Source organism: Chryseobacterium sp. (assembly GCF_045629545.1).
In the GTDB taxonomy this organism is placed as follows: domain Bacteria; phylum Bacteroidota; class Bacteroidia; order Flavobacteriales; family Weeksellaceae; genus Chryseobacterium.
The window spans coordinates 40571-54497 of the sequence record NZ_JAZQRK010000045.1; the positions used below are offsets into that span (position 1 = coordinate 40571).

Annotated in this window: 11 protein-coding genes; 7 read left to right on the forward strand and 4 right to left on the reverse strand. The window is 35.2% G+C overall.

Annotated features, from left to right (window positions below):
* Positions 1 to 9: 9 nt before the first annotated feature.
* The 4 genes from ACKI42_RS10825 to ACKI42_RS10840 all read right to left on the reverse strand — a co-directional run bounded on the left by ACKI42_RS10825 (position 10) and on the right by ACKI42_RS10840 (position 6683).
* Positions 10 to 2214, reverse strand: a complete 2205-nt coding sequence (locus ACKI42_RS10825; protein WP_407405300.1) for a RelA/SpoT family protein — start codon at positions 2212 to 2214, stop codon at positions 10 to 12.
* A 121-nt stretch (positions 2215 to 2335) separates the two neighbouring features.
* Complete coding sequence (locus tag ACKI42_RS10830; protein WP_407405302.1) at positions 2336 to 2701, reverse strand: hypothetical protein; 366 nt, start codon at positions 2699 to 2701, stop codon at positions 2336 to 2338.
* 147 nt (positions 2702 to 2848) lie between these two features.
* Positions 2849 to 4756, reverse strand: coding sequence for an acetate--CoA ligase (gene acs / locus ACKI42_RS10835; protein WP_407405304.1), 1908 nt, complete (start codon positions 4754 to 4756; stop codon positions 2849 to 2851).
* Positions 4757 to 4796: 40 nt separating this feature from the next.
* Entirely contained in the window at positions 4797 to 6683 is a 1887-nt protein-coding gene (locus ACKI42_RS10840; protein ID WP_407405306.1) for an AMP-binding protein, read from the reverse strand.
* 313 nt (positions 6684 to 6996) lie between these two features.
* On the opposite strand from ACKI42_RS10840, the gene ACKI42_RS10845 reads away from it, so the two are divergent.
* The 7 genes from ACKI42_RS10845 (at position 6997) to ACKI42_RS10875 (ending at position 13881) form a co-directional block, all read left to right on the forward strand.
* Positions 6997 to 7575: a GNAT family N-acetyltransferase gene (locus ACKI42_RS10845; protein ID WP_407405308.1), complete on the forward strand. Its 579-nt coding sequence runs from the start codon at positions 6997 to 6999 to the stop codon at positions 7573 to 7575.
* Positions 7562 to 8758, forward strand: a complete 1197-nt coding sequence (locus tag ACKI42_RS10850) for an argininosuccinate synthase (RefSeq protein ID WP_407405310.1) — start codon at positions 7562 to 7564, stop codon at positions 8756 to 8758. Before ACKI42_RS10845 ends, ACKI42_RS10850 begins: the two co-directional genes overlap by 14 nt.
* Positions 8759 to 8885: 127 nt before the next feature.
* Positions 8886 to 9848 (forward strand): N-acetyl-gamma-glutamyl-phosphate reductase, encoded by a 963-nt coding sequence (argC, locus tag ACKI42_RS10855; protein WP_407405312.1) that lies wholly within the window; start codon positions 8886 to 8888, stop codon positions 9846 to 9848.
* Positions 9849 to 9858: 10 nt separating this feature from the next.
* Positions 9859 to 10998 (forward strand): aspartate aminotransferase family protein, encoded by a 1140-nt coding sequence (locus ACKI42_RS10860; protein ID WP_407405314.1) that lies wholly within the window; start codon positions 9859 to 9861, stop codon positions 10996 to 10998.
* A gap of 66 nt (positions 10999 to 11064) precedes the next feature.
* Positions 11065 to 12024: an acetylornithine carbamoyltransferase gene (locus ACKI42_RS10865; protein ID WP_407405316.1), complete on the forward strand. Its 960-nt coding sequence runs from the start codon at positions 11065 to 11067 to the stop codon at positions 12022 to 12024.
* A 5-nt stretch (positions 12025 to 12029) separates the two neighbouring features.
* Positions 12030 to 12827, forward strand: a complete 798-nt coding sequence (gene argB, locus ACKI42_RS10870; protein ID WP_407405318.1) for an acetylglutamate kinase — start codon at positions 12030 to 12032, stop codon at positions 12825 to 12827.
* On the forward strand, positions 12799 to 13881 hold the full coding sequence (locus tag ACKI42_RS10875; protein WP_407405320.1) for a M20 family metallo-hydrolase: 1083 nt from the start codon (positions 12799 to 12801) through the stop codon (positions 13879 to 13881). The genes argB and ACKI42_RS10875 overlap by 29 nt, the downstream gene beginning before the upstream one ends.
* Positions 13882 to 13927: the final 46 nt, after the last annotated feature.

The following is a 13927-nucleotide window of genomic DNA, read 5'->3' on the forward strand; positions in this document are numbered from 1 at the left end:
CTTACTTCATTATATTCTTACCACTTTAGATACGCCATCAATAATTTTTAATTTTTTGAAGGTTTCATCTAGCTGACTTCTGTTCTTTACTTCTAAATTGATGTTTCCTGTGAAAATACCATTGTTAGATTCTATAGACATACTTTTCATGTCCATACCCATCGCGTTACTGATAACAGCAGTGATATCGTTTATCATTCCCATTCTGTCCAATCCTTCGATAGAGATTTTCACACGGTTTTTGAAGCTTTCTTCATTTACCCACTTGGCTGGTATTACACGGTAGTCATATTGAGCTCTCAGATTGATAGCATTTGGGCAATTATCACTGTGAACCTTGATGCCTTCTGAAATTGTGATAAAACCAAAAATTTTATCTCCCGGAATTACCGTGCAACATTTAGCATAACTATAGTTCAATTTTTCTTCATCCTTCCCAAAAACAATCATATCGAGATTCATCTCCTTAGGATCTTCGTAATGGGTGTTTTTGTTTGGGGTTCTTTTAAATTTGGAAAGTAAATTGTTAAATACGTTTTTGCTTTCCAAGTATTTTCTCAGGCTGCTTGCATCCAATTCTCCATTTTGGAATTTCAAAAATACTTCTTGAGACGATTTTAAATTAAAGAATTTTTGAAGTTTATTGATTTCTTCATCATTAAAATTAAGTTTTGCATGTCGCAATTTTCTTTGTAAAATCTCTTTCCCTTCCTCTACATAAGAGTTTTTCTCTGTATTGAGATAGTTTTTAATCTTCGATTTTGCTTTTGAAGTGACAACAAAATCTAGCCAATCTGCCTTTGGCTTTTGGTTTTGAGAGGACAAAATATCCACTTGATCTCCGTTTTTCAACACATAAGAAATGGGTAGCAATTTCCCATTAATCTTAGCTCCCAAGCACTTCATACCTAGATTGGTGTGTACAGAGAATGCAAAATCTAGCGCTGTGGCATTAGTCGGTAATATTTTTATTTCACCTTTTGGGGTAAATACAAAGACTTCCTTAGAATACAGATTAAGCTTAATGTTATCCAATAATTCCGAAGTGGAAAGATTCTGCTGTTGCTCTAGGACTTCACGGATTTCAGTTACCCATTTTTCAAAATTTCGATCGTCATTGCTTTGTTTGTAGCCTTCCTTATATTTATAATGTGCGGCAACACCCTTTTCGGCAATATCATCCATTCTGTCTGATCGGATTTGAACCTCTATCCATTTTCTATCTGGCCCCAACACCGTAAGGTGCAAGCTTTCATATCCTGTAGATCTTGGTTGGGTAATCCAATCTCTCATACGAGATGGATTACTGTGGTATACATCGGTCACAATAGAATAAATTTTCCAAGCCAAAAACTTTTCATTCTTAGCATCAGATTTATAGATGATTCTTATGGCATAGTTATCAAAAACTTCTTCAAAGGTTACTCCTTGTTTCAGTATTTTTCTGTAGATAGATGAAATGGCTTTTGCTCTTCCTTTTATTTTTACATTAAGTCCTTCATCCTCCAGTCTCTCCGACACTTCTCTTTCGAACTCTTCTATGTATTTTTCTCTGCTTTCTTTGGCTAATTCTAGTTTTTCTGTGATCTCATTGAAAACTTCTGGATTATTATATTTTAAAGATAAATCTTCAAGTTCAGATTTTACATTATATAAACCTAAACGGTGCGCCATTGGAGCATAGATATAAGCCGTCTCCGAAGCAATCTTTTTCTGCTTATCGGGAGCCATACTATCAAGCGTTCTCATGTTATGAAGACGATCTGCTATTTTAATCAATATGACTCTGAAATCTTGAGACAGGGTGAGAAGAAGTTTTCTATAGTTTTCAGATTGTACAGAAATATTCTGATGGTTCATGATGGATATTTTGGTCAATCCATTCACTATTTCTGCTATTCTCTCTCCAAATATTTTTTTTAAATCTTCATAGGTATAATCAGAATCTTCTATTACATCATGCAATAACGCACAGGCGATAGATGTGGCACCCAGACCGATTTCCTTAGCTACGATTTTTGCTACAGCAATAGGATGATAGATATAGGGTTCACCTGTTTTTCTCCTTTGGTCTTTATGCGCATCCAGAGCTATATCAAACGCTTTTCGGATAAGTTTATTGTTCTCCTCGCTTAGCGTTCTGTAAGTGTTTGATATAAGATCTTTATATCTCGCTAGTATTTCTTTATTTTCTTGCTCAATATCGTAACTCATTTGTGTAAAAGGCTTAGTTGAAAACGAAAATACGAAAAATATTAGGATCTATCTATTATTTAGGTACAAAAAATCCGCAGAACATAGGCGCTGCGGATCCGGTTATTAGTTTTAAAAACCTTTAAGCTTTTACTTCAGAATTAATTCCGAAATGCATTTCTTTTTTCTTAAGATTTGGACTGTTTTGGATTTCAGATTTACATTTTACGGAAATAAGTTTTTTTACGTTATCGTACGTTGCCTTTTGGATGTCCAGATCATTAAATATAAACATCTTTATAACAGAATTCTGAGCAAAAATATTTTGTAATTTCGCCGTATTTTGCTCGTCATTTACCTCAACGCTTGCCATGTAATGAGTATGGTTTTCCCCATTTTCTAGATATACAATATATTGAGAGTTGTCTATGCCTGAATTTTCAAGATCGAATTCCAATCTTTTGTAATCACTATTACGTTCGAATAAGCCAGTTAAAATTCTTTGCATAATAATTATTTTTTATTTGAACTCTAAGTTACTTAATATTAGGGTATAAACTATCATTATTTAAAAAAAAATTGTTATTTAGATAAAATCAATAAACATTTAAATTAAATATTGCAATATCTATAATATAAGTTTAAAAAAAACCATTTAAATTTTAGCAAATTTTATTTCGTCAACAATCTCAGGATTCAATAGAGTAGAAGTATCTCCAAAGTTGCTAAAATCACCTTCTGCAATTTTCCTTAATATTCTACGCATAATTTTGCCAGAACGAGTTTTTGGTAATCCCGAAACAAACTGTATTTTATCCAGCTTTGCAATGGGTCCTATCTGCTCAGAAATTAATTGATTGATTTCTTTTTTTAAATTTTCTTTGTCTCTGCCTTCGCCAAATTCTTTTAATATAACAAATCCGTAGAGTGCGCTGCCCTTAATATCGTGAGGGTATGCAACAATTGCAGATTCTGCCACGGCAGGATGCTCGTTAATACTATCCTCAATAGGTGCTGTGCCCAGATTATGCCCAGAAACGATGACTACATCATCTACACGTCCCGTAATTCTGTAATATCCCACTTCATCCCTTAACGCGCCATCACCCGTGAAATATTTTCCCGGAAAGGCTGAAAAATACGTTTCTTTATATCGTTGATGGTCTCCCCAAATAGTTCTTGCAATACCCGGCCATGGAAAACGTATACAGAGATTACCCGTCACCTGATTACCCGATATTTCATTTCGCTTATCGTCCATCAATACAGGCTGAATACCCGGAAGAGGTAGCGTGGCATACGTGGGCTTAGTAGGTGTAACAAAAGGAAGGGGAGATATCATAATACCACCAGTTTCTGTTTGCCACCAAGTATCAACAATAGGGCATTTTTTCTTCCCTACATGATCGTTAAACCAATGCCATGCCTCTTCATTAATAGGTTCTCCTACGGATCCAATAACACGAAGTGAACTCAAATCATGTTTATCTACCCAGTCTGAATTTTCTTTGGCTAAAGATCGGATCGCTGTAGGAGCGGTATAGAATTGGGTGACTTTGTGCTTTTCTATCACTTCCCAAAAACGATCGGGTTGTGGATAAGTTGGTATTCCTTCGAAAATAACTGTCGTAGCGCCATTTATCAAAGGTCCATACAAAATGTAAGAATGTCCTGTGATCCAACCAATATCAGCGGTGCACCAAAAGATATCATTTTCTTGATAATTAAAAACATTTTTAAAGGTATATCCAGTATATACCATGTAACCTGCAGAAGTATGAAGCATTCCTTTGGGTTTGCCTGTAGATCCTGAAGTATAAAGTATAAATAATGGATCTTCTGCGTCCATGATGACACTTACAAATTCTGATGACGCATTTTCGTACAAAGTTTCCATCCATATATCTCTATTCTCTTTCATTGAGAGCGTGTTCTGAGTTCTTTTTACCACCAACACTTTCTCAACAGTCGGACAATGTTCTACCGCTTCATCTATGATACTTTTTAAGTCTAAAACTTTATTACCTCTATAACTTCCATCTGATGTTACAATCAGTTTGGCTTCACAATCATTGACTCTAGAAACCACAGCAGACGCAGAAAAACCAGCAAATATCACAGAGTGAACAGCACCCAATTTTGCACACGCCAACATGGTAACTGCCAATTCTGGAATCATTGGTAAATAAATGCAGACGCGATCTCCTTTTTCTACTCCTAAATCCCGCAATACATTGGCTACTTTGTTGACTCTTTTGTAAAGATCATTATAAGTAATATGTTCTGTGGGTTCTTTTGGATCATTAGGTTCCCAGATGATGGCCGTTTTTTCACCCCTAACCGCTAGGTGTCTATCTAGGCAGTTTTTGGTAATATTAAGCTTAGCATTTTTGAACCAAGAAATCTTTGCTTCATTCATGTCATATTTTACTACTTTGCTCCATCTTTGGTACCAAACGAAGTTTTGATCTGCTATTTTATCCCAAAATTTCTTAGGGTTTTTTATCGATTTTTTATATTCCTCAAAATAATGAGGTAAATCTTCAATGATGTAATTTCTCATCGTTACAATGGTTTTATTTTACGATCGGATTATGCCATCCTTACGCTGTATATTTTTTATATTTATCTTGAATTTCTTCAATTATTTTTTCATCATCAATCGTAGCAGGTATAGAAAATTCTTTTTGATCTAGTATTGTACGGATTAATTTTCTTAAAATTTTTCCCGATCTCGTTTTGGGAAGTCTATCTACTACCATTACGTTTTTTAAACAAGCTACTGCGCCTATTTTCTCTCTTACTTTTTGGGTAACTTGCTTTTCGATTTCAGATTCAGAAATTATGCTTCCGTTTTTAATGACCACTGTAGCAAAAGGAATTTGTCCCTTCAAAGCATCATCTATTCCTACCACGGCGCACTCTGCAATATCCGGATGAGATGAGACTACTTCCTCCATTTCAGAAGTAGAAAGTCTGTGTCCTGCTACATTGATGACGTCATCTACACGTCCTGTGATAAAGATATATCCATCTTCATCTTTTATAGCGCCATCACCAGAAAAATAATAACCTTCAAACTGAGAAAGATAACTATTTTCGAATCTTTCATAATCATTCCAAACTCCAAGTAAGGCGCCTGGTGGAAGTGGAAGTTTTATTACGAGGTATCCTTCATGATGTGCGTCCAGTTCGTACCCATTTTCATCAAAAATTCTAATATCATATCCCGGAATCGCCTTTCCTGCAGATGCTCTTTTGATGGGGAATTGCCCATTTTCGGGTAATAATCCGATCATTGGCCATCCAGATTCTGTTTGCCACCAATGGTCGATTGCTGGTACGTTAATGTGTTCATTAAACCAATCTAGAGTGGCAACGTCGCACCTTTCTCCTGCTAGTAGCTGCTTCTTAAGGCAAGATAAGTCGTACTTTTTTACCAAATCTCCATGAGGATCTTCTTTTTTAATAGCTCTAATGGCGGTAGGTGCAGTAAACATAGTAGAAACTTTATATTCTGAGATGATTCTCCAGAATGTTCCTGCATCTGGCGTCATGATCGGTTTTCCTTCGAATATTACGGTTGCATTTCTATTGATTAATGGTCCATATACAGAAAAACTATGTCCAACTGCCCAACCAAAATCTGAAGCTGCCCAAAATGTTTCTCCAGGTTCTACATCGTAAATGTTTTTCATGGAGAATTTCAAAGCGGTCGCATATCCGCCAGTGTCTCTTACTACGCCTTTAGGTTTTCCTGTGGTTCCTGAAGTATATAGTAAATACAATGGATGAGTAGATTCTACGGCTATACATTCTGTAGGTTGAGATTGTGCGACTAATTCTGAATAATCAATTAATCCCTCAAACATTTCGTGCTTATTATCCACTAGATTTCTATTGAATACGATGATGTTATCCACCTTGTCTTGTGCTAATTCAATAGCTTTTTCTACCAATGGAAGATATGGAATTCGTTTGGCAATTTCTACGCCTGCAGACGCTGTGATAAGAACTTTTGGTTTGCAGTCGTCTATTCTTACCACCAACTCTTGTGGGGCAAATCCACCGAAAACTACATTGTGTATCACGCCAATTCTGGCACATGCAAGCATGGTAAATAGCGTTTGAGGTATCATCGGCATGTAGACCACAGCAATATCGCCTTTCCCAAGGCCTAAAGAGAGCAGACCTCCTGCCAGGCGAGATATTTCTTCTTTTGCTTGGGAGAAAGTATAACTTATTTTCTGATCAGTAACGGGAGAATCGTACACTACTGCCAATTGCTCTCCGTATCCGTCTTCAATGTGTTTGTCTATACAGAGATAGCACATATTCAGCTCACCATCTGCAAACCACTGCGTGTAATTGTTGTGATCTGGCGATGTAATTTGGGTTGGAAATTTGAACCATTTTATCTCTGATGCTTGGTCATGCCAAAAATTTTCTTTTTCATTAAGGCTATATTCAAATAAATTATCTGTTTTCATGTAAATTTTGGATTTTAATACTTTTAGGTGTTACGTTTTTAAATATAATTAAAATGGGAATAATAGATGAGTTATTGCTTAAATATTCTATGATAGTATTCTAATTCTTATTCAATTTAGTATTTTTTTTGCAATTGCCATAATTTTTAAAATTAAACAAATACTTAATTTTCAACTTTCTTAAACTGTTAAATCAACTCAAAACAGATAAAATATCTAACTATAATAATTTTAACAATAATTTTATCTTATTTATTTTGAAATTAAAGTGATAATGTTTTAAATTTGCATTCTAATTTATAGCTAACAAGAAATGAACTTAGAAGTTTCTTCTGAAAAACATTTGATATATGTGGAACAAATCCGTGAGGAAATGGCCAACTCTGCTAAGGCCAGAGGGACAGGAATTGCTACGCGTACCTCTGAATATATAACTGAGAAAATACTAGAAGGTAAAGCTGTTATCGCAACAGATGATCAGGGTACATGGGCAGGATTCTGCTATATAGAAACTTGGTCAGATGGTCAGTATGTGGCCAATTCTGGTCTTATCGTTTCTCCGCAATTCAGGAAATTGGGATTGGCGAGAAAAATAAAAGAAAGGGTTTTTGACTTGTCTAGAGAAAAATATCCAACTGCAAAAATATTTGGTTTAACCACAGGATTGGCGGTCATGAAAATAAATAGTGATTTAGGTTATAGACCTGTCATCTACTCGGAACTTACGCAAGATGACCAATTTTGGAACGGTTGTAAAAACTGTGTCAACTATGAAATTCTAAAAAGTAAGGAGAGAAACAATTGTCTCTGTACGGCAATGTTATTTGAGCCAAAAAGTAATGAAATGATAACAAAAAATAATCTAGAAACGGTATATAATGGGAACGACTAAAAAAGTGGTATTGGCATTCAGTGGAGGTTTGGATACTTCTTATTGTGCAAAATATTTAACTGAAACTTTAGGGTATGAAGTACATGCAGTAACAGTAAACACAGGCGGATTTGATGCTAATGATGCTGTTGAACTTCAAGAAAAAGCAGAAAAACTAGGTCTTGCTTCTTACCGTTTTGTAGATGCATCCGAAAAATATTATAACGATTGTGTAAAGTATCTTATTTTTGGAAACGTTCTTAAGAATAATACCTATCCACTTTCTGTAAGTGCAGAAAGAACAATACAAGCGCAAATAATTGCTGAATCAGCGATAGAGTTGGGTGCAGATGCTATTGCACATGGAAGTACGGGAGCAGGAAATGATCAGGTTCGTTTTGATTTGATGTTCCAAGTAATGTGCCCTAATATCGAGATTATTACTCCAATTCGTGATTTAAGTTTATCAAGAGAAGAAGAAATTCAGTTTTTGAAAGATCACGGTTACGAAATGGATTTCGAAAAAGCTCAATATTCTATTAATAAAGGTCTTTGGGGAACTTCTGTTGGAGGAAAAGAAACTTTAACATCTAGATATTCTCTTCCAGAATCTGCATATCCTTCTCAAGTGGAAAAAACAGAGGCTTCAGAATTAGAAATTGAATTCAAAAATGGAGAATTGGTTGCTGTAAACGGAGAAGTTTTTGCTCATCCTGTACAAGCAATTCAGAAGATTGAAGAATTGGCATCTCCTTATGGTATTGGACGTGATATTCACGTTGGTGATACTATTGTGGGGATTAAAGGTAGAGTAGGTTTCGAGGCTGCTGCAGCATCTATCATCATCAAAGCTCATCATTTATTAGAAAAACATACGTTATCCAAATATCAACAAACCATAAAATCTCAACAAGCAGATTGGTACGGAAACTGGCTTCACGAAGCGCTTTTCTTAGATCCAGTGATGAGAAATATCGAGGCTTTCTTGCAAGATTCTCAAAAAGCTGTGAATGGTAAAGTGTTCATTACGCTTCTTCCATATCGTTTTATCTTGAATGGAATCGAGTCTCCAAACGATTTGATGTCCGATATTTTTGGAAGCTATGGCGAAGCAAACAGAGCTTGGTCTGGTGATGATGTAAAAGGATTTACAAAAATTCTTAGCAACTCATTAAATATTTACCACCAAATTAATAAAAAATAAATAGGGCAGCTTTATCCGCCTTCCGTTCCCGCTATTTTTATTTTCAAAAAAAATAAAAATGAGCTCCACTCACGTCGGGCTGCGAGAGATTAGGTGTAGAATTTAATGTTCTCAAAAATTAAATACAATGAAAACAGTAGGAATTGTAGGAGCAAATGGCTATACAGGAAGCGAACTCGTTCGTTTGCTTGCCTATCATCCAAATGTAGAATTAGGGTTTTTGTACAGTCGTTCTAATGCGGGAACTAAAATTTCTGAAATCTATGCAGATTTAGAAATGGTTTGCGATATAGAATTAACGAATGAAATCTCAGCAGTAGATATTGTTTTCTTGTGTTTGCCACATAGAGAAAGTAAGAATTGGTTATCTCAAAATTCAGTTTCTGAAAACACTTTGGTGATTGATCTTGGAAATGATTTTCGTTTGGATGGAAAGTCTTTGGATAGAAACTTTATCTATGGACTTCCAGAAATCAACAAATCGGATATCGCGCAAGCTAAAAGTATTGCAAATCCGGGTTGTTTTGCTACCGCAATTCAGTTGGCACTAATGCCATTGGCAAACAAAGGGTTGCTGGATGAGGTGTATACTACAGGGATTACGGGTTCTACCGGAGCTGGGCAATCTCTGCAAGCTACTACTCATTTTACTTGGAGAAATGATAATGTTTCTGCTTATAAAACCCTTACTCATCAGCATGTAGATGAAATTCTTCAACAAGTAATTTCACTTAATAATAAAGAAGTAAGCCTAAATTTTGTTCCATGGAGAGGAGATTTTGCGAGAGGAATTTTTACGAGTTCCACGATAAAAACAGATTTAGAGCTTACTGATATCAATCAATTGTATAAGGATTTTTATGCAGAGGCGCCTTTTGTAAAGGTAAGTGATAGAGCAATTGATTTGAAACAAGTTGTCAATACCAATCGCTGCGTGATCCATGTAGAGAAAAACGGTAATGTAATAGTTATTCATTCAGCGATTGACAATTTGCTTAAAGGAGCTTCCGGACAGGCGGTTCAAAACATGAATATTGCAATGGGATGGGAAGAAAACCTAGGATTAGACCTAAAACCTATTGCATTTTAAAACAAAAAAAATGAATTTATTCAACGTATATCCATTATTTAATATCAATCCTGTAAAAGCTCAAGGTTCTTTTCTTTGGGACGAAAAAGGAGAAAAATATTTAGATTTCTACGGCGGACACGCTGTAATTTCTATTGGTCACAATCACCCTCATTATCAAGCAAAATTAAAAGATCAATTAGAAAAAATTTCTTTCTATTCAAACTCTGTTCAAAATAGTTTACAAACAGAGTTGGCTGAGAAATTAGGAGCAATTTCTGGTTATTATGATTACTCATTATTCTTGTGTAATTCTGGAGCTGAAGCGAATGAAAATGCTTTGAAATTGGCTTCTTTCTATAATGGAAAAAGCAAAGTATTGTATTTTTCAAATTCTTTCCACGGACGTACTTCTGCAGCAGTTTCTGTAACGGATAATCCAAAGATTGTGGCTCCCGTTAATTATTCTGAAAGATTTATCAAATCAGAATTTAATAATATCAATCAATTAGAGGAAACTTTCAAGACGCATGGTTCTAAGATTTCTGCTGTAATTATTGAGGGCATACAAGGAGTTGGAGGAATAATGATTCCTACGATTGAGTTTTTAGATAAAATTAAAGAATTGTGTGACGCAAATAATGTGGTTTTAATCTTAGATGAAGTACAATCGGGTTACGGAAGGTCTGGATATTTCTTTGCACACCAAGAGTTCGGCATAAAAGCAGACATTATTACTACTGCAAAAGGAATGGGTAATGGTTTCCCAATAGGTGGAGTTTTAATTAGTTCAAAATTTGAATCAAGTTATGGATTATTAGGTACAACATTCGGTGGGAATCACTTGGCATGTGCTGCGGCAATTGCTGTTTTGGATGTTATCAAAGAAGAAAACCTAATTGATAATGCTGAAAAAATGGGTGCTTATATAGAAGATCAAGTGAAAAGTTTTCCTCACATCAAATCTATTAGAAGAAAAGGTCTGATGATGGGTATAGAACTAGATAGAGATTGTGCAGAAGTAAGAAAAGAATTGCTTTATTCGCATCATATTTTTACGGGTAATGCCAATGATAAAAGTGTATTGAGGGTTTTACCAGCACTTAATATCCAAAAGGAAGAAACAGATTTGTTTATCAATGCGTTCAAAACGGTTTTAGAAAAAATTTAATATTAATTTCAGCCTAAAGGTTTTAATCTAAATTTTTAAAATTTTTAAGTAAAAAATCAATTCAAAATGAAAAAATTCACCTCTGTAAATGATATCGAAAATTTACAGGAAATTATACAAAAAGCTTTAGAAATAAAAGCAAATCCACTTTCTGATACAGAAAAAGGTAAAGGTAAAACAATAGGTTTGGTATTCCTAAACTCAAGTTTAAGAACTCGTTTGAGTAGCCAAATTGCAGCACAAAATTTAGGTTTAAATATTTTAACACTCAATGCTGCGCAAGAAGCTTGGAACCTGGAATTTGCAGATGGAGCCGTAATGGATGGCGGTACTGTAGAACACATAAAAGATGCGATAGAAGTACTAAACCAATATTGCGATATTATCGCTGTACGTTGTTTTGCTGGCATGAAAGTGAAAGAAGATGACGTGAACGAAAGTATTCTTAGTCAGTTTGAAAAGCATGCTAAAGTTCCTGTGGTTTCTCTAGAATCTGCAACGCGTCACCCATTACAAAGTTTGGCAGATTGTATTACGATCACAGAAAACTGGAAAGAAGAGCGTAAGCCAAAAGTAGTTTTATCATGGGGACCTCACGTGAAACCAATTGCACACGCAGTTGGAAATTCTTTCACAGAGTGGATGCAAGAGATGGATGTTGATTTCGTTATTACTAACCCTGAAGGCTATGATCTAGACCCGAATTTTGTAAAAGATACACCTGTAATTCACAATCAGGAGGAAGCTCTGAAGGATGCAGATTTTATCTATGTTAAAAACTGGTCTTCTTTCGAGGATTATGCTGCAACACCAGAAGTGAAATATAACTGGATGTTAACGAATGAAAAATTAGCCAATACCAATAACGCAAAAGTAATGCATTGCTTGCCAGTACGTCGTAATGTAGAATTGAGTAACGAAGTGATGGATGGTGAAAATTCTATTATCTACCAACAAGCAAAAAATAGAATATTCTCTGCACAAACTGTGTTCAGCGAAATTCTAGACCAAATTATTACAAAATAATCATCATGAAAGAGAAACTTTTTGTTGTAAAAATAGGCGGCGCTTTAATAGATGATGAAGTTTTATTAAAAGAATTTCTGACTCAGTTTTCTCAGATAAAAGAGAAAAAAATCTTGGTGCATGGCGGAGGAAAATTAGCAACAACGTTGGCTAATCAACTCGGTATTGAACAACAAATGGTAGATGGCAGAAGGATTACAGATAAAGCAACTTTGGATATTGTAACGATGGTGTATGCTGGCGGAATCAATAAAAATATCGTCGCAAAACTACAAAGTGTAGATTGCAACGCTATTGGTATTTCTGGTGCAGATGCTAATGTAATACAAGCTAAAAAAAGAAATCATCCTCAGATAGATTTTGGTTTCGTAGGCGATATTACGGTAGAAAGCATTAATCGTACGTTGATTTCAAATGTTTTGAAACTCAATCTTGTACCCGTATTTTCGGCAATCACTCATGATAAAATGGGCAATCTTTTTAATACCAATGCAGATACTATAGCTTCTGTAATTGCGCAAAGTTTGTCTGATGATTTTGATGTAGAATTATTGTATTGTTTTGATAAAGAAGGAGTTTTAGCAGATGTAAACAATTCAAGTTCGGTCATAAAAAAAGTTTCTTCAGAAGATTTTTTAGCTTTAAAGGAAGCAGGGAAATTGCATAAAGGAATTTTACCAAAGTTAGAAAATGCGCTAGCAGCGGCAAAAAACAATGTAAAAAAAGTGTATCTAATTAAAGAAACACAACTCCAAAAACATACCGAAAATAACCATGCAGGAACCGAAATCTGTTTATCGTAGAGAAGAACTATCCGAGAAAGCTATTACATTGCTAAAAAAGCTGATCGAGATTCCTTCTTTCAGTAAAGATGAATATAATACTTCGGTAGAAATAGAGAATTTTTTTAAAGATAATCATATTCCTACCAACCGTTTCAAAAATAATATTTGGGCAGTCAACCAATATTTTGATGATAATAAGCCTTCCATTTTGCTTAATACGCATCATGATACAGTAAAGCCCAACAAAGCCTATACGCTAGATCCCTTCTTAGCCATAGAAAAAGAAGGAAAGATTTTTGGGTTAGGGAGTAATGATGCTGGTGCTTCGCTGGTTTCTTTGGCACAAGTATTTTTGCATTTTTACGCACAAGAAAATTTAGATTATAATTTAATAATAGCCTTGACGGCTGAGGAGGAGATTTCCGGTGTAGACGGTATCGAAGCTCTTTTTCCGCAGCTTCCGAATGTGGAGCTTGCCATTGTAGGAGAACCAACGCAGATGAATTTGGCAATCGCGGAAAAAGGTCTTTTGGTAATAGATGGAGTAATGAAGGGAACTCCTTCTCATGCTGCTCATCCTAATGTTGATAACTCTATTGTGAAATGTCTTGCAGATTTGCAAAACATCCTGAATTTTAAACTTCCAAAAGTTTCAGACTATTTGGGAGAAGTGAAAATCACTTTGTCTGGTATTCATTCGGGAGTGCAGCACAATGTAGTGCCAGAGACTTGTTTGTTTACTTTGGATGTGAGAGTTACAGATGCTTATAGCAACAGAGAAGCTTTTGATATTATACAGGCTCAGATGAAATCTAAACTGACAGCAAGGTCATTTAGGCTCAATTCTTCAAAAATAGAGATCGATCATCCATTTGTACAAGCTGGTTTGTCTTTAGGAAGGACAACTTATGGATCGCCCACATCTTCAGACCAAGCAATTATCCCTTGCACATCTGTGAAAATGGGACCTGGAGATAGTACTAGATCTCATACTGCAGATGAGTACATTTATATTGATGAGATAAAAGAGGGAATAGATATCTACATCAAGATTTTAGAAAAAGTATTATAAGACGCGAAATTTTATATCTAAAATGATTGAATTTCACTTCTAATAT